General features: G+C 41.3%; 15 protein-coding genes. 1 reads left to right on the top strand and 14 read right to left on the bottom strand.

All coding sequences use genetic code 11. The features are described 5' to 3' along the window. Positions 1–4: 4 nt before the first annotated feature. The 13 genes from MOMA_RS04785 to MOMA_RS04725 form a co-directional block, all read right to left on the bottom strand. Positions 5–766 carry an ABC transporter ATP-binding protein gene (locus MOMA_RS04785; protein WP_009767481.1) on the bottom strand — a complete coding sequence of 254 codons (762 nt, stop codon included), beginning with the start codon at positions 764–766 and terminating at the stop codon, positions 5–7. After that, a complete protein-coding gene (locus MOMA_RS04780) occupies positions 759–1,733 on the bottom strand; it encodes a FecCD family ABC transporter permease (protein ID WP_009767480.1) in 975 nt (324 codons plus the stop codon). The genes MOMA_RS04785 and MOMA_RS04780 overlap by 8 nt, the downstream gene beginning before the upstream one ends. Continuing rightward, positions 1,730–2,527 (bottom strand): heme/hemin ABC transporter substrate-binding protein, encoded by a 798-nt coding sequence (locus MOMA_RS04775; RefSeq protein ID WP_009767479.1) that lies wholly within the window; start codon positions 2,525–2,527, stop codon positions 1,730–1,732. The genes MOMA_RS04780 and MOMA_RS04775 overlap by 4 nt, the downstream gene beginning before the upstream one ends. A 2-nt stretch (positions 2,528–2,529) precedes the next feature. Continuing rightward, on the bottom strand, positions 2,530–3,636 hold the full coding sequence (locus MOMA_RS04770; protein WP_009767478.1) for a hemin-degrading factor: 1,107 nt from the start codon (positions 3,634–3,636) through the stop codon (positions 2,530–2,532). Positions 3,637–3,657: 21 nt separating this feature from the next. Beyond that, complete coding sequence (locus tag MOMA_RS04765) at positions 3,658–5,916, bottom strand: TonB-dependent receptor domain-containing protein (RefSeq protein ID WP_009767477.1); 2,259 nt, start codon at positions 5,914–5,916, stop codon at positions 3,658–3,660. 8 nt (positions 5,917–5,924) lie between these two features. Beyond that, the gene (locus tag MOMA_RS04760) at positions 5,925–8,036 is read right to left on the bottom strand and encodes a prolyl oligopeptidase family serine peptidase (RefSeq protein ID WP_009767476.1); all 2,112 of its coding nucleotides are present in this window, start codon (positions 8,034–8,036) and stop codon (positions 5,925–5,927) included. A 16-nt stretch (positions 8,037–8,052) separates the two neighbouring features. Beyond that, positions 8,053–8,967: a ChaN family lipoprotein gene (locus tag MOMA_RS04755; RefSeq protein WP_009767475.1), complete on the bottom strand. Its 915-nt coding sequence runs from the start codon at positions 8,965–8,967 to the stop codon at positions 8,053–8,055. A 129-nt stretch (positions 8,968–9,096) separates the two neighbouring features. Further along, a complete protein-coding gene (locus MOMA_RS04750) occupies positions 9,097–9,615 on the bottom strand; it encodes an Lcl C-terminal domain-containing protein (RefSeq protein ID WP_009767474.1) in 519 nt (172 codons plus the stop codon). Between the two features lie 39 nt (positions 9,616–9,654). Continuing rightward, a complete protein-coding gene (locus MOMA_RS04745) occupies positions 9,655–10,476 on the bottom strand; it encodes an Lcl C-terminal domain-containing protein (RefSeq protein WP_009767473.1) in 822 nt (273 codons plus the stop codon). Positions 10,477–10,699: 223 nt separating this feature from the next. After that, the gene (locus tag MOMA_RS04740) at positions 10,700–12,976 is read right to left on the bottom strand and encodes a heavy metal translocating P-type ATPase (protein WP_009767472.1); all 2,277 of its coding nucleotides are present in this window, start codon (positions 12,974–12,976) and stop codon (positions 10,700–10,702) included. Positions 12,977–13,164: 188 nt separating this feature from the next. Next, positions 13,165–13,377, bottom strand: a complete 213-nt coding sequence (locus MOMA_RS04735) for a heavy-metal-associated domain-containing protein (RefSeq protein ID WP_009767471.1) — start codon at positions 13,375–13,377, stop codon at positions 13,165–13,167. Between the two features lie 65 nt (positions 13,378–13,442). Then, a complete protein-coding gene (locus MOMA_RS04730) occupies positions 13,443–13,910 on the bottom strand; it encodes a DUF441 domain-containing protein (RefSeq protein WP_009767470.1) in 468 nt (155 codons plus the stop codon). A 27-nt stretch (positions 13,911–13,937) separates the two neighbouring features. Then, entirely contained in the window at positions 13,938–14,246 is a 309-nt protein-coding gene (locus tag MOMA_RS04725; RefSeq protein WP_009767469.1) for a hypothetical protein, read from the bottom strand. A 312-nt stretch (positions 14,247–14,558) separates the two neighbouring features. Between MOMA_RS04725 and MOMA_RS04720 the strand changes: the two genes are divergently transcribed. Beyond that, positions 14,559–16,286: a potassium/proton antiporter gene (locus tag MOMA_RS04720; protein ID WP_009767468.1), complete on the top strand. Its 1,728-nt coding sequence runs from the start codon at positions 14,559–14,561 to the stop codon at positions 16,284–16,286. A 29-nt stretch (positions 16,287–16,315) separates the two neighbouring features. Here the strand turns inward: MOMA_RS04720 and folP are convergent, their stop codons facing one another. After that, positions 16,316–17,182, bottom strand: coding sequence for a dihydropteroate synthase (folP, locus tag MOMA_RS04715; protein WP_009767467.1), 867 nt, complete (start codon positions 17,180–17,182; stop codon positions 16,316–16,318). Positions 17,183–17,259 lie beyond the last annotated feature (77 nt).

The following is a 17,259-nucleotide window of genomic DNA, read 5'->3' as shown; positions in this document are numbered from 1 at the left end:
TCACTCAATAAAACAAAAACCCACTTTCAGTTGCCACGCGGTGAATTTTGGTTTGATACATCTGGCTTAAAATCTCATCATTCATCACCGCACTGGGGTGGCCGGCCGCCAAAACCTTGCCCTTATGCAACGCCACAACATGGCTTGCGTATTGATAGGCGTGGCTTAAACTGTGCAGCACCACCACCACGCTTTTTTGCTCGTTTTGCACCAAATTTTGCAAATAAGCAAACAATAGCCGCTCGTGCTTAATGTCCAAATGATTGCTCGGCTCATCAAACAGCAAAATCTCGGTGTTTTGCATAAGCGCACGCACAATGGCAAGGCGTTGTTTTTCGCCACCTGATAGGCTTTGAATGCGTTTTTGTGCCAAATCTTGCAGCTCAAATTGTGCCAAATAATCAAGGGCTTTTTGTTTGTCTTTTGAATTGGCAGTTTGATACCAAAGCAGCTTTGGCGTTGTGCCAAGCAAGGCATAATCTAGCACCGTCAGCGGCAAATTAAACTGTTCATGTTGCCCCACCCACGCAATTTTGCCTTGTTTGATGACATCGCCAACCGCTTGATTTTGGCAAAAAATTGTGCCATTGACTTGACAATTTTGCACATTACCCAAAAAACTGTGCAACAGCGTGCTTTTGCCCGCCCCATTTGCCCCGATTAACGCCACAAATTGTCCGCTTGGCAGGCTTAAATTGTCAATATCCAGCAAGGTTTTTTTACCAACGCTTACATTTAAATGCTTCACATCAAACAAACTAGCCACGATTGCCCGCCTTGATAAACAGCCACATAAAAAACGGCCCGCCAAGAAGCGCCAACACCAGGCCCACAGGCAAATCCACAGGATACGCCAAGAAGCGCGCCGCCGTGTCAATGCCAAGCATCGCCACCGCCCCAAGCCAACCTGACAAAAACATCAGCCGTCCGCGGCCGCCGCCCAAAGTTACCGCCAAAATATTAGGCACCATCATGCCAATAAAACCAATCACGCCTGCCAAACTCACCGCCGCCCCAGTCAAAAGCGCCGAAGCTATCACCACCCAAGTACGCGTTTTGCCCACTGATACGCCCATAGACACCGCCGTGGTTTCGCCAAGCATTAAAATATCAAGCCGCCGCCCAAGTGGTAGCAAAATCAAAAGCCCCAACCCAATGCAAAACAGCACATAACGATACGGCACAAACCCCGCCTCCGCCATGCTGCCAGACAGCCAATTGGTGGCACTCCTCAAAATCATGTCATCAGACATAAACAAAATTAAGCCCACCAATGCCCCACAAAACGCACTGATGATAAAGCCTAAAATCAAAAGCCCCATTTGCCCGCCACCCAAAAAGCGATGACACGCCAAAATCAGCAAACACACCCCCAAAGCACCCAAAAACGCCGCCAGTGGCACGCCAAGCCCCGTAATGCCAAACGCCAAAACCGCCACCACGCCAAGCGACGCCCCGCCCGATGTGCCAATCAAACTTGGGTCGGCAAGCGGATTTTCAAACAACGCCTGCAATGCCGAACCGCTCACCGACAACGCAAGCCCCACCAAAAGAGCCGTTAGCACCCTAGGGTAGCGGATTTGCCACGTGATGTCATCAAGGGCAAACGGATTTTGCCACTCGCCAAAGCCCACGCTTAAGCCTGCGTAAATGCTAAACGCGGTTACAAGCACCGCAATGATTACATATAGCAGGGTTTTTGTGCTTATTTTGTTACTTAATGTTGCACTCATTTTGCTAAAGCATGCAATTTATTGACAATTTGCGGACTGTCTAGCCCAAAGCGTAAAAAATCATTCGCTTGCCAATAGTACACTTTGCCCGTTTTGGCAGCAGGACTGGTAGCCACTTCGGGGCGTTTTTTAAATTGCTCAATTGTGCCAAGAATCGCTTGATTGTGAGCTGCCACAATAATCACATCGGGCTTACTGGCAAGCCAGCCTTCGCGTGATAACGGTTTTAAGCCGTCAACCGTCGCCGCATTAATACCGCCCGCCCGCCGAATCAGCTCATCGCCCACCGTGCCACGCCCTGCCACAAACCGCCCATCGTAGCTTAACAAATAGCGTTTTTTGGTCGCAGGTTTGGCGTTCATGCCTTGTTGCCAATTTGTTGCTAATTTGTTCGCTTGGGTTTCTTTATCTAACAATTTACCCACAGTTTGAATCGCACTGGCATAACTGGCGACTTTTTCATCAGGCATGACGTTCACGGTTTTGACGTTTAAACTGTTAAGTCGCTGATACAAACTGGCGGGCTGCACCATGTAACTGCCCAGCACCAAATCGGGCTTTAACGCCACAATTGGCTCGGCGGTCAAATTGCGGTGAATGCCAATGTTGCTCACTTTTGCCAATTTGGGGTGCTTGTAGGCGGTTTCTTTGCCGATGACTTTGTTGCTGTCGCCCAGTGCCACCACGATGTCGCCAATATCGCCGCTTAGCACCACGATGCGGTCGTATGCCAAAGCGGATGCCGAAAATAAACACGCTGTTGCCAAAACCGCCAGTTTTGTTAATCCATTCATAATCATTGCTCCAACTTAAACTCATCAGCCAAATTTTGCGCCAATTCTTGCCACTTGGGGTCTTGCTGCTGCCCTTCGGTACGCACACCAAACCAAGTTACAATGCTGTTGCCCTTGGCATCAAAGCCCTCAAATGCCGAAGTAAAGCCGTCGCTATTGGGGCGTTTGATAAACCACACTTGCGTTAGGGCTTTATCATTTAAATGCAGCGTAAAACCCGTCGCCTTTTTATCCATGACATTGAGCCAATTGCCCATGCGTTTAATGTGGTGCAAGCCGCCTGCAAAAATCTGCACCATGCCCATATTGCCCACAAAAATCATCGTGTTCACTTGTTCGCTCGCCAATTTGTTTAACAAAACTTCAACAATTTCTGGCTTGACAGCCACCGCCATACCGTCTGGGGCATTGTGATAACCGCTGGCTCGGTCAAGTTCGTATTTTTTCAAAATGCTGTGAAATTGGTGAATGTCGGTCATCGCTTGCCAATCGTCGCCAAATTGCTGCTTGTCGTCGACGTTTAATGTATGCAATTGCCACTGATTTTGCGGTGCAATTGGCAACAATTCAATTTCACTCGCTGCATTTTCGGCAAATTTATCGGTTAACTGTTGCCAAGTTTGCACACTGTCATCGTCAAATTGGGTTAAAAACGCCTTATTGATTGCATTGCCACGCTCATCAAAAAACGCAATGCTGTAACTCGGCTTGGCCTTGTCATTGTTAACAATTGCTAACATATGTTTAAACTTGTGCAAAAATAAACGCAAATCCAAGCCGTCGCTGCCATCGCCCAACGCTAGCCCCATCATTTTGCCCAGCTCCAAATTGCGATACACGCCCTGCTGCTCATGTACGCAAAATTCATTACGCACAATGCTTTCCACCACGCCAAGCGTGTGCAATTCAAGCAGCATATCGCGGCAATTGTCGCCCAAATAACGGCTATTTGGTGAAGCGAGCAGTAATTCCAATTCGCTCACGCCCAAAACCATCGCCCCTTCAGTGGGAAATAACATCGGTGTTTCCGCTTTTTTGGCTTGATAAGTTTGCCAAAGTTGGCTATTTTTTTGCACTGTGTTTAGTACAATTTTTGCAGTTGTTTGCATAAAAACCTCTTAATTGATTAATTAAAATTTAAAATCTGCCCCAACGGTAAAGGTACGCCCACGGGCATAATTGGTAAAAATGGTATTACCGTCGTCGTCATATTGGGCGTAATTGTTATTTTTGGAATTAGATGGGTGAATATACAATTTATCAAAGGCATTTTCCACCCCAAAACGCAACGTTGCGTTTTTATTTATTTCATAACGAGCAAATAAATCGGTAATGGTTGGATTATTTGGCATTTGTTGCAAACGCTCTTGCTTTTCAAAATCCAAATAATCAGGGCGAATGCGAATATTTTTACCATACGAGCGTAATATCGCCCCTGCTTGTAATTTATTATCCAAAAAGCGTGAACCTAATTCCAACGTCCAATATTTTTCGGGTAATTTATCCATTGCCCCGCCCGTAAAACCAAAATCGTGATGTCCAGAATTAATGTTCACAGGTTGGTCAGAAGTTTGTTTGGTATAAGATAAATTGGCAAAATAGTTGCCTGCATCGTAATTCGCTTGTAATTCAATGCCTTTTGATGTTACAGGCTGTTTTGCATTAACAGCAATTTGGGCGTTAAATCCGCCTTTAACGTCGTCATTAATGTCATCGGTTAAACCACTGCCATCTTCTTTTAAATAAAACGATTGCACATGAATATAATCCTTTATTTTACTGTTAAAATACAAGGCTTTAAAGCCTAGCGTATCATTGTGATTGAACACGCCTTGTTTAAAACTATTAAAGCCCAATTCATAAGTTTTGGCTGCTTCTGGGCGTAAAAATGGATTCATAGAACCGCCGCCTTCGTTATTAAAAAACACTTCTTGAATATTGGGCATGCGACTGGTTTTGGCATAACTGACAAACGGCATAAAACCATCGTTAATTTTGGCGGACAATTGTACTTTGCCATTGGTGGTATAATCGGTTTTTTGTACAATGGCCTCGCCTTTAGGAAAACACGGCACGCCAGTATCGCATGCTGGTTTATAGCCTGAAAAATTAGTTTTCACTCTAGACAAACTTAAATCCACATCAAAAATATTTTTGCTTAGCGTATTATTAATATACACGCTGCTAATTTTTTGTTTGCCACTGGGTGCAAAAGTGGTATATTCATAATTGTCTTTATCCACGGCAGTCGCTTGGCGTTTATAATCATTGCTTTGCACAGAAATACCATATTGCGTTTTTAATTGGGCTTGATTAAAGTTAAACAAACTGGTATTACTTACGTCAATATAATTAGAGCGGTTTTGCGTACGGGCATTTTCCAATAAAAAATATTTGGCGTTTTTATTTAACTTTTGCACATTTTTAGTGGTATTGGCTAATACTTTGGCATTGATTAAATTAGAATTGGGCTGATAATAATATTCCACGCCATAAGAATTGCTGGTTAATTCACGTCCGCCAACATTGGTATTATACGCACGGTTTGAAATTAATACTTGTTGGTCATCGCCATCATATTCCATTTTTGCCAAATACGAACGCGGTTTTTGAATGCGTGCAGGGTTATACGCATTGCTACTGGCTAATTTGCCATCGCCGCGTTTATAATCGCTGTTTTTATTTGCGCCGCTAATTGCCAGCATCGCCCCCAATTTATTGCCGCCCACCGTTTCACGCCCTGCCACCGCCAACATGCCGTTATGCCCTAATTTGTTGTTGCCGTAAGTGTATTTGCCGCGTACGCCAACGTTTTTGCCATCAAGCAACACATCATTCACGCCAATGGTGCGAAAATTGGCGCTGCCCATTAGGGCATTTACGCCGCTACTTCCGCCCTGTCCGCCACGATTAACGTCCACGCCGACTAAAAAATTGCTGTCTATGCTCGCTCCAAAACTGCTCGTTGTCGGCTCGTTGGCTTGATTTTGGTGAAAATTGCCCCCTTCTTCACTGGTCGCGGTTACGCCAAAATTGGTTTGTGGCACGCCGTCAATCATGGTGTTCACCCGTCCAAAGCCCGTCATGCCACGCACGTTGACTTTGAGCGTGCCTTGGCGGTCGTCCATAAAAGTGAACGAGCCGGGCAACGCGCGCACCACGCTGTCAAGGCCGCCTGCGGTGCGGGCAATTTTGTCCTCGTCGGCTTCAGAAACCGCCCCTGCGGTGGTGAAAGTTTTATCGGCAACGAATTTTAATTCCGCCAATTGCACTTCGGGCAATTTGGTGGGTTTTTTATTGCTTTTAACATCGTCGGCAAAAGCATGCATACTGGCTAAAACCATTAATGCTAATAATGTTTTTTGCAATTTTTTTGATTGTGGTTTCATAAATTATCCTAGTTGTTATTATTGTTTAATAAATTGTTATTGTTTAATAAAAAACTATACGCTAAGGCATTATTTTTGACGCGGCTTAATCGCCCAAATGCCCCGCCGTGTCCGCCGTCTAAATGCGTAAATAAAATAATTTCATTAGCATTATTTAATTGATTATCACGCAATTTGGCGGTAAATTTTAATGCTTGTTGTGGCGTGGTTCGCACATCATTGATATTGGCTATCATTAAAAATTTGGGATAATTTTTTGGCGTAATAATTTCATACGGGCTAATTTGTTGTAAATTCGCCAATTCTTTGGCATTATTAGGATTGCCCCATTCATTAAATTCCGCCGTTTGTTTATTATCAAATAATTCAGCAACCACATCTACAAATGGCACTTGCAACACGCATTTTTGGTATAAATTTGGCTCACGAATACACGCATTGGCAATTAGCCAGCCGCCTGCACTTTCACCCATGGCAAAAGTTTGCTGTTTATCGCCAAATCCTGCCTTTTGTAAACCCTTGGTTACGCTAATAAAATCATTAATACTATTAAGTTTATTTAACTTTTTACCGCCATTATGCCACGCTTCGCCCAATTCACCGCCGCCACGCACATGAGCAATCGCATAAATAAACCCTCTATCCAATAAACTAAAATAACTGCTGCCATAAGTCATATCCATACTTTGTCCATAAGCACCATAACCATAAACAAGTAGCGGATTGTTATTTTTTTGATAAAGACTTTGTTTATAAATAAGGCTAACGGGAATTTTTGTGCCGTCTTTTGCACTAATTGTTAAGCGTTTAACAGTATAATCACTATTTTTATTCGGTTTTTTAAGCCAATTGTTATTAGCCAAATCATAACTTAATGTAGTTTTGGGCGTGGTTGGCGATGTATAACCAATATTTAAAATATTGTTATTGGCTTTTAAATCATCAGAAAAACCACTGGGTTCAAGCCATGTCATATACGCATCATCAAAAAATGCCATCTTTTGTAATTTACCGTTTGGTTTTTGATAATAAATTTGGCTTAAACCGTCTTTACGCACTTTAAAAATTTGCCAATCGCCTTGTAAGAAAAAACTCTCCAAAGTTTCATTTTTGTTTGGCGTAAATACTTTTTGCCAACTATTTTTTTGCAACGTATTTAAACTATTGGCAGAATATAAAGCAAAGTTTTTATTTTCATGATTGCTTCTAATAATAAATTCATTATTATGATGGTCTAAATAATACTCTTTTTTGGCAATGAGTGGTTTAACCAAAATTGGCTGCAAATTGTGAGCAGCTTTATCCACCAAATACACCGCACTGCTGTCCAAATTATTCACCGTGATAATCGCATATTTGTTTGATGTACTATTATCCAAACTAACATAAAACCCATTTGGCACTTGATTAAAAAACAGCGTGCTTTGTTTATTTTTTTCATCATACAAATAAACTTTATTGTCATTTACATACAATAAATCGCTGTTATTTAACCACACAAAATTGCCATTGCTGTTTGCAATTTTATCCGTTGTTGTTTGGGTGGATAATTCTTTTATTGTAATGGTAAAATTTTCATCGCCGTTATTATCAAAAGCGGTAGCAAATAAAGTGTTGGTTGTATTAAATTGCGGCTTTGTGGCATTGGGCGGGGTATTTAATTGTTGCCAATTGTTATTAACTTTATAAAAATATTGATAACCGTGGCTGGTTTTATCGTATTCTTTTTTTAAAAACAAACCATTTTCATACCAAAAATACGGCTCGGTATTATATTGCACCCGCTCTAACATTTCATTAGTTAATTGCGTTTGCAAAGTTTCATCTAATTGCGAATTGGCATAACGGTTTTCATCATTAATCGCCGTTAAAAACAATTCTTCATTGTCTTTATCCGTTAAATAAGCATAATTATCCAACACGCCGTCAGCTCTTAAACTGGGATATTTAGGCAAAAAGGGGATTAAATCGGGCGGCGTTTCTGTTTGCTCTGGTTGTTCGCTGTGAGTTTGTGAATGTTCGGCATTATTATTAGAATGAGCATAACTCATTACACTAATTAATAAAATAGCAGCAACAAGTGCGGTTTTTTTCGTTGTTTTTTTAGTTAAAAGTTGCATAATTATTCCCTTTTATTTAAAAATTTTCATTAATTAGCCAAATAAAATCGGCTTTAGTATTATCAATTTCACTTAATTCATCAACATTTGATACCATCATTACCACCGCGGTGCTAAATTGTGTTTTATTTAGTTGTTTTCTAGCAATTAAATCTTGTTTTAAATCTTGCAAATGAATCGGCACGCCAATATCCTTTTGGGCGTGATAATTGCCCGCCAAAAGCAGGGCAGGTTTTGGGGCGGATAACAGTTTTTCCGCCATGCGTCTATCACGAAACTGCTGCACCGCCACCATATTGTGCAAAAACCGCTTATCATCGGCATGCAATTCATCAGGATTTAAGTCGTGATTTTTAATAATGGTTTGCAAAATATCTTGTTTGATTGCGGTGGTTGTGGATTGATAGCCCTTTAACTCTTCAGCTCCCTGCAATAAAATATTAACTTCAGGTTTGGTTAAATTGGTGGCAATGAGTGAATAATTGTACACAAATGGGCGTTTGACAATCTCGCCATAAAGCTGCCAATCCCATGATTTTTGCCAGTTTAATGCCGCCTGCAAATCATTAAGATTAGGCTTTTGCCGAGCTTTGTCCACCAAATCTTGCTGCTCTACAGTAAGCATTTCTAACAGTAAACTGCCCTGCGGTCGCTGTTGTTGCAAGGCATCTAGCAACCCAGCTGCCAAACTATGCTGATTAGGCTTGTCGTGATATTCGCCCAAAATCACCGCGTCAAATTTTGAAAGTTGCTTGGCAAACTCGCTAAAGCTAAGCGGCTGCTTGGTGTTTAAATTGATGATTTGGTTTTGGGAGTTAATTTGGCTAGCGGTTTGGTTTATCGGTGCAATGCTTGCCAAATCGGCAGCAAAGGCGGGGGTTAGGCTTAACAATAAGGCAACAATTAGGGCTTTTGGGCGAAACAACGACATATTTTTTCTCAATCAGGCTGTTGTCTTGTCAAAATTGGCTAAATTTTTGACAAAACCAAAATCTCAAGGCCAGGATAAATCCTGGCACTTGCATTTTGTTTATTTATTTAAATCTACTAAATTCACTGTTTATTTGGCAGAACGCACCGCTCGTGCTGTGTTGGTTATGTCAAGCTTACCAACCGAACGCGTGGTTGATTTGTCAAAATTAACACTAAATACGTTGTTATCACGCACATCAGGGGTTGAGCTAAAATACCAATCGGTAACATCGCCGTCATAGCCAACAAAGATTTTTTTGTTGATAAACGGCCGGCATTTATATTCCACAATGCTTTGTAGCTCTTTGACATTCGGCAAACGATACCCATTGCCAAGCTTGTGCGTCTCGGTCAAGGCCTCTTTCCAAGAAGCAAACGTTTTTGGCGAGCCTTGGCAAGTTTTGGCGGTTTTATCCCATGTTTGCCCAATGCTACAGCGTTGCCAGATTAAGTTGGTTTTTGTGTCTTTAACTTCGCTGCCATCACCCAAAATCTCAAATCGGCTGTCAGGCGTTGTGGCTTGTACGGTTGGATGACAGACTTGTTCATCAGCAAAACTGCTAAACGACATAAGGCCTGCGATGCTTAATAGTAATAATTTTTTCATGTTCATAACTGCTTACCCTTTAAAATTAGTTAGATAAAATTAATTAGAGCGAACCGCACGGACAGCTTGCTTTGATTGTTTGCTCCGATCTGAATAACTTAATTTTGCAAAATCAAAGGCGTATACATATTTATTTTCTGTATCTTCTTCATCGCTTTGTAACGTTGAGCTCCAATATGCTGCGTCAATTTTATCAGTGCTGTGGGTAAATACGCTGTTTAATCCAGGAGTTTTGCTATAATCAGCAAGGCTTTGTAACTCGCCAATATCAGGCAATCGCCAATCGCTGTAACCACAGTATTTTTGTTCGTTTAGCGTATCAATAAACGCCTTGGTATCGCATTTGCCTTTATCACTACAGGTGCCACCGTTTTTTGTTCCCACAACGCCACCGTTGATTTTTTTGTCATCGCTATACCAAGTATAAGTGTGTTTAAAATCATGCATGCCGTTGTCGTGAGTTTTTTGTTCCCAAATCAATCCCGTTGCCAAATCCTGCACGCACTCATGGCCGTTTTGATTTAACACTTTGTAACTCATGGCTGTCCCTGCTTTGACTTCGCCGTCTTGCTGCAATCCTTTAAAATCTGCTGACAACTTATCGCAAGGTAAGCCATTTAATAAATCATTGCCACAAGTTGTTATGCCTGTTGCCGCCAATGTTGTGGCTTTGGCAGGCTGTACAATTGCTGGTGGCGTAGGTTTTGGAGGTGTTGGTTGTGGTTGCGGTTTTGGTTGTACAGTGCCTGGATTATGAGAGTCGCCAGAACTGGTTGAATCAGATGAGCCACCACAGGCTGAGAGGAGCAAAACCCCAACCGTTATCGCAGAAATTTTGCTCACAAAGGTCAATTTACGCATGGTGAAGTTTCCTATTTTGTAGACTAAAATTAAATTTAAAATCACATATTAAAATAACTTAGCAAAATTATATCTGAATATAAATCATAAAGTCAATGTTAATAATAATTATTCTCATTAATATTTAAGAACTTACCAGTCAAAAATTTTAGTTGATCCTTGTCATTGTGGTTTGTATGATATTAAGGTTTGTATGGCTATGATTTGTGTTTTACATTGTGTTTTACATTAAATTAAACCGTGTCAAACGCAACGCATTCAGCAACACCGAAATAGAACTCAATGCCATCATCGCAGCTGCAATCATCGGATTTAACACCCCAAGCATCGCAAGCGGAATACCCAAACAATTATAAACAAACGCAAAAAACAGGTTTTGTTTGATATTGCGTAACGTGGCTTTGGCAATTTTTATTGCATAATTTACATGAATTAACGATGAACCAACAAGCCTTGCGGAAGCATTGTGCTTGGCAATGTCCGATCCTTGCTCCACTGCAAAACTTGCAATTGCTGTTGCCATCGCAGGAGCGTCATTTATCCCATCACCCACCATGGCCACATTTGCTCCTTTTTTTTGTAAATCCATGATATTACTGGCTTTATCACGCGGTGAAAGTTCCCCATAAGCTTCATCGGCGTGGATAGCATGTGCAACATAATCCACCACCGATTGCTTATCACCACTCATAATGATGACTTTTAAACCGTCTTGTTGCAATTTATACAAGGTTTCACCACTGTCAATTTTTAGACTATCAGCCAAGGCAAATGCAGACAATGACACCCCATCAATACTTACGCCTACTTGACTGGCAATATGCCAAACACTGTGCGTATCTACCAACAGTTCTTTTGGCAAACACATGTCGGTAAATTCAAATGAACCAATTTTTACCACGCTGTCAGTTTCACCATCGAAACTCACAACCGCTTGAATGCCCTGCCCTGCAATGCTTTTTACCGATTTTACTGGCAAAAACTGCAAAGCCTTGCCTTTGGTTTGAGCCAATTTTTCAGCAACGTCAACCAAAGTTGTTGCCAATGGGTGATTGGCGTGGCGTTCCACACTTGCCACTAAAGTCAGCACATCTTCAAATTTTAAACCATTATCCACCATATAATGTGCAACGATTTTAGGCCTGCCCTCGGTGAGCGTGCCTGTTTTATCAAGCACCACAGTATCAATAATGCCTGCATTTTCAAGAGCTTTGGCATCTTTAAACCAAACGCCATGTCGTGCCGCCACACCCATACCCGCCATAATCGCCGAGGGCGTAGCAAGCCCTAGTGCACAAGGGCAAGCAATGACCAATACCGAAACTGCACGCATAAGCGCTGTGTGAAACGTTTCACCATAAACATAAGTTGAATAAAGTCCAAATTGCTGCACCAACTCAAAACCGCCAAAATACCAAAAATTGCCAACAAAAGTTGCAATAGCAAGCCCTATCACCACAGGCACAAACACGCCCGCCACTTTATCCGCTATCCGTGCAATATCCGCCTTACTGCCTTGAGCGTCATTTAACGCTTGAATCATATCACCAAGCCGTGTTTGCTCACCTGTTGCTGTAACGCGGTATTCAAAACTGCCATCTTGCACCATCGCCCCTGCCAACACTCGGCTATGGTTACGCTTGGTAATTGGTATGCTTTCACCGGTTAAATGACTTTCATCGCACCAACCTGAACCACTTACCACCACGCCGTCGGTTGCAATTCGCACCCCTGAAGTTGCCAGTAACACATCGTTAATCTGCACATCGGTTAAGGTTTTATCTTGCCAAACACCCTTGTTGTTTTTGGCCTTTACCGTGTTTGGAGTTAATGTTAACAACAAATTTAAACTGTTTAAACTGTGTTTTTTGGTGCGATGCTCCAAATATTTGCCAAGTTTTACCAGTGCAATCACCGACACGCCCGCCTCAAAATACACATTTTGCACAAAACCCAAATAATACCAAACATAAGTTGAATAAAGCCAAACAGTAAATGTACCAAGCACCACAAGCACGTCCATATTTGCCAAACCGCCACGGATACTCGCCCACGCACTTTTATAAAATGGCAATGCAAACCCAAACTGCACCAAGGTCGCCAGCACAAATTGAACCAGCACCGGTGGCATCAAATCATGCCGTCCAACAAGCATGCCACCCATACCCACCAAAAACGGTATAAAACACAGCCACACTCCAAGCAGTTGCCACTGTTTTAGTGGGTTTTCATGATAAACTTCTTTGGTTGCCCCAAACGTTGCATGATAGCCAGTTTTTTCTACCCAATCGCTGATTTGTTGCGGATTGGTCTGATTTTCGTCGTATTTTATCAGGGCGGTTTCATTGGCAAAATTCACCTGTGCTTGAATAATGGCGGGTTTTTTGCCCAATACTTTTTCAATACGAACAGCACAGGCTTGACAACTCATACCATCGATGTTTAGGGTTACCGACTGAATATTTGGCTGCATATTTGGTGTTATGGTGGTTTGGTTCATGATGATTGGTTTTTATCAATTTGTTTTTATCAACTGGTTTTTATCGACTTGTATTTGTCAATTCGTGTTTATCAATTGGTTTTTATTAAGCAAATCTTGTAAATTATAACAAAAAACGCAAAAAAATACCCACCAAAATTTGGTGAGTATTTAGCCAAAGCATTCAAAATATCAAACAAAACGACAAATTAATCAACCTCATAACCTGCATCTGCCACTGCTTGTTTTAACGCAAGTTCATTGGTTAATTCATCATCAAATCCAACCGTTGCCAAAGCATCATCAAGGCTTACCTCACAGCTTACCACGCCATCAACCGCCATAATTGCCTTGGTAACACCATTTACACAAGCGTTACAAGTCATACCATCAATACCAAAAACCAAAGTCTTCACGCTCATAATTGTCTCTACTTTTGTTAATTTTTTATAACTTATGTTAATTTTTTATAACTTACTTATAGCCACTATTTATAGCCACTATACAACAAGGATAAAATCCCCGCCGCTATCAATGGCCCAACAGGCACGCCACGCAAAAACGTTACACCAAGCACCGTACCAATCAATAAACCTGCCACCACGCCAGGATCGGCACTCATCAGTTTAACGCCACGCCCACCAAGCCATGCAACAAACACACCAACCAACACCGCCAACAACAACCGCCAATTGGCAAAAGATTTTAACAAACCATCTGAACTGATTTTTCCTGTTGCAATTGGAGCAAGTACACCAATGGTTAAGATCAAAATCCCAAAATTTAAGCCGTATTTTTCCAAATTGAGCAAGAGTGGCTTACTCATTGGCAATACGCTTAAAATAATCAGCACCGCCGTAGCAATGATAATTGTGTTATTTTGGCTAATTATCCCACAACTTAACAAAATTAATAACATCATTAAGCTGGGATTAATATTTAAACCAGTTAACATAGCATACTGTCAATTTAACCTGTGCAATTAACGTGCAATATCCACCGAACCATCGCTTAACGTTTCCACATCTTGCACAACTTTGACATCGCCACGCACGTCCTCGGTCAAGCGTTCTGCGGTATTATCACTGATCCGAACAGCGGTTTCATCAATCAGCTCTTCATCATTAACGGTTTGTTCTTTCACCACCGCTTGGGCTTCGTTATCAAAAATATCAGGCGTTTCTAGTGCACTTGGACGGTGAGCAGTAACGCCGTCGCCTGCTTGGTGCGTAACACTATCTTCTACCACAACGGCTTTGGTCGGTTGATTGGTTTTGGCTTGATTTGTCATATTCATCTCCTTTTTTATTGTATTACAAGTTTATTGTATTGCAAAATAAACAACAATATAAAATAGTAAAATAAATCATAACAAAATTTTGCTGATATTGTGTAGTTTTATTGTATCGTTTTTCAAATACCAAGGCCACTTAAATTTTAATCAAATTCTTAATTTATCTTTTTAATTTATCTTTGCCTTTTTCATCAATGTGCTTTACACTTATGTTTATTACCTATGTTTTTTATTACTTATGTTTCTTTATTGATATTATATTTGATATTATGATTAGTTTTTTTAAGAAGATTTTTTAAGATAAATTTTATGGAATTGATTAACGTTTTTTTCTTATTTTGTGCTTTGTTGTTGTTTTTTAGCGTTTTGGCAAGTTCCATTTCCGCTCGGATTGGCATGCCTTTGTTGTTGGGGTTTTTGGCAATTGGTATTTTGGTCGGTGAAGATGGTATTTTGGGCTTAGAATTTTCATCGTTTGGCCTTGCAAATATTATCGCTCAATTGGCATTGGCCTTGATTTTGCTTGATGGCGGATTACGCACCTCCATTGCTACGTTTCGCGTGGCATTAAAACCTGCAAGCGTTATGGCAACATGGGGCGTGTTGGTAACTGTATTTTGCTTAGGTTTGTTTGTTAGTTGGTTGTTAAACCTTGATTGGCGTTTAGCTATGTTAATGGCCGCTATCGTCGGATCAACCGATGCAGGGGCGGTGTTTTCGCTGTTACGCAACGGCGGTGTCAGCCTAAATGAACGAGTGCAATCCACTTTAGAAATTGAGTCCGGGGCAAATGACCCGATGGCAATTTTATTGGTAACCGCGTTTATTGCACTAAATCTCGATCCTAACAACCAAACTTTGGTTTCATTTGTTTGGTTATTGGTAAAACAACTCGGCTTGGGGTTAATTTTGGGTTATTTGGGCGGTTTTTTATTGACAAAAATGCTTAGTAAGGTTCAGCTTGCTGATGCTATGTATGCATTATTAATCATGTCTGGCGGTTTGGGGTTGTTTGCGTTTACCAATATCATGGGCGGTAGCGGATTTTTGACTGTGTATTTGGCAGGAGTGTTGGTTGGCAATTATCAAAGCCGTGCAACAAATCATGTGCTAAATGTCATGGACGGCATTGCATGGCTTAGCCAAGCCACTTTATTTGTCATGCTTGGCATGCTCGTTACGCCAACAGATGTGCTAAAAGTGTGGCATTATGGTCTTGCGGTAACGGTATTTTTGGTGTTGGTGGCGCGTCCAATTGCGGTGGTAACTGGGCTTTTGCCGTTTGGATTTAAGAAAAATGAATTGATGTTTATTTCGTGGGTCGGTCTGCGTGGGGCTGTGCCTGTTACCCTTGCAATTATTCCTGTCATGATGGGCGTTGAACAGTCTATTTTGTTGTTTGATATTACTTTTGCGGTGGTGGTATTGTCGCTATTGGTGCAAGGATCCAGTTTGCCCTTTTTTGCCAAACGCTTAAAAGTACTATTGCCCGATGAAGCCAAGCCTAAAGGAGAATATCGGATTTGGTTAAACGATCATGCCAGTATTCGGATTTTTGAGTTTGAAGTGGTAAAACACTCCTTTGCCATTAACCAACACCCTGAAACCATTGCCCATGCAATTGATGCCAATGAAGTGCGTTTGTTTGCTTTTGTGCGACGTGGCAAACTGACAACACTTAACGCCAACATTCGCCTACAAATCGGTGATAGCGTATGGTTTGCTGTGCGTGGCGATCATGCCGATGCCTTGTCGCATATTTTTGGTGATAATATGATAAAAGAACGCCAAGACAGTGAGTTTTTTGGCAGTTGGATTGTTTCCCCTCACATTCGTTTGTGCAATTTGCCACTGTTAGAATTAGATGAAATTGAAGCTGACAATCATCAAAAAACCGTACTGGAATACATTGAACACCAAAACACAAGCAACCTTGTCATAGGTGATAGCATTGATTTGACAAAAAACATCAAATTGGTGGTGCGTCATGTGGATAATTGGGGGCAGATCACCGCCGTTGGCGTGAAAAAAACTTAAAAATAGGCTAAAAAATAAGCTTAAAACAGTTAATTAACCGTTTGCCATACCGCCAATGCCTGTTTCATCATTTTTACATCATGCGTACGCACAATACACGCGCCTTGTTGCACCGCAACCAACCCTGCAACAGCACTTGCCATATCACGATGATTGATATCATGTTCAAGGTTTGCATTTTTGAGCATTTCACCGATAAAACGCTTGCGCGATAATGCCACCATAACAGGCAAGCCAAATTTATGCAACCGATAAAACTTATGAAGCCAAGCAATATTTTGCTGATAATTTTTAGCAAAACCAAAACCAACATCAAGGATAAGATTTTCACGCTTTACCCCACCTGCTACCACGCTATCAATGCGTTTTTGTAATTCTTGACAAACATCGTTAAGTACATCTTCATAATTTGCCAAATCATTCATGGTAGTAGGTTCACCGCGATTGTGCATAAGTATAACCGGAATTTGTAACTCACTTGCCATTTTAAGAGCCTGTGGACGCACCAAGGCGCGCACATCATTCCAAATCCCAGCTCCAACATCACAACAAGCCTTGATAACCTTAGGCGAACTGGTATCCACCGAAATCCAAACATCGTCATCACTATTTTGGCGGATTTTTTCTACTACAGCAACCACTCTATCCAGCTCTTCATTTTCACTCACCACACTTGCATTGGGACGCGTACTCTCACCTCCCACATCAATAATCCTTGCACCCTCAGCTATCATGCGTTCAGCATGATATAAAGCAGCGTCCAAAGTATTATGCTTACCGCCGTCAGAAAATGAATCGGGCGTTACGTTTAAAATTCCCATAATATGCGGTTTTGACAGATCCAAAGTTTGATTGTGATAAGTAATTAAAAAATTAGGAATTTTAACAAGTTGCATGATTGTTCCAAAAATTATTGTACAGCAAAATTTCATTATAACAATTTTACCAAAAAAATCCCTTAACTTTTTGCATT

The organism is Moraxella macacae 0408225, assembly GCF_000320365.1.
Lineage (GTDB): Bacteria > Pseudomonadota > Gammaproteobacteria > Pseudomonadales > Moraxellaceae > Faucicola > Faucicola macacae.
This window is presented reverse-complemented; position numbering and strand designations above follow the sequence as displayed.

Bases quoted from the DNA above. Each gene is read 5' to 3' on its own strand.
- MOMA_RS04780 (WP_009767480.1), bottom strand. From the start codon at position 1,733: ATGAGTGCAACATTAAGTAACAAAATAAGCACAAAAACCCTGCTATAT.
- MOMA_RS04775 (WP_009767479.1), bottom strand. From the start codon at position 2,527: ATGAATGGATTAACAAAACTGGCGGTTTTGGCAACAGCGTGTTTATTT.
- MOMA_RS04770 (WP_009767478.1), bottom strand. From the start codon at position 3,636: ATGCAAACAACTGCAAAAATTGTACTAAACACAGTGCAAAAAAATAGC.
- MOMA_RS04765 (WP_009767477.1), bottom strand. From the start codon at position 5,916: ATGAAACCACAATCAAAAAAATTGCAAAAAACATTATTAGCATTAATG.
- MOMA_RS04760 (WP_009767476.1), bottom strand. From the start codon at position 8,036: ATGCAACTTTTAACTAAAAAAACAACGAAAAAAACCGCACTTGTTGCT.
- MOMA_RS04755 (WP_009767475.1), bottom strand. From the start codon at position 8,967: ATGTCGTTGTTTCGCCCAAAAGCCCTAATTGTTGCCTTATTGTTAAGC.
- MOMA_RS04750 (WP_009767474.1), bottom strand. From the start codon at position 9,615: ATGAAAAAATTATTACTATTAAGCATCGCAGGCCTTATGTCGTTTAGC.
- MOMA_RS04745 (WP_009767473.1), bottom strand. From the start codon at position 10,476: ATGCGTAAATTGACCTTTGTGAGCAAAATTTCTGCGATAACGGTTGGG.
- MOMA_RS04740 (WP_009767472.1), bottom strand. From the start codon at position 12,976: ATGAACCAAACCACCATAACACCAAATATGCAGCCAAATATTCAGTCG.
- MOMA_RS04735 (WP_009767471.1), bottom strand. From the start codon at position 13,377: ATGAGCGTGAAGACTTTGGTTTTTGGTATTGATGGTATGACTTGTAAC.
- MOMA_RS04730 (WP_009767470.1), bottom strand. From the start codon at position 13,910: ATGTTAACTGGTTTAAATATTAATCCCAGCTTAATGATGTTATTAATT.
- MOMA_RS04725 (WP_009767469.1), bottom strand. From the start codon at position 14,246: ATGACAAATCAAGCCAAAACCAATCAACCGACCAAAGCCGTTGTGGTA.
- MOMA_RS04720 (WP_009767468.1), top strand. From the start codon at position 14,559: ATGGAATTGATTAACGTTTTTTTCTTATTTTGTGCTTTGTTGTTGTTT.
- folP (WP_009767467.1), bottom strand. From the start codon at position 17,182: ATGCAACTTGTTAAAATTCCTAATTTTTTAATTACTTATCACAATCAA.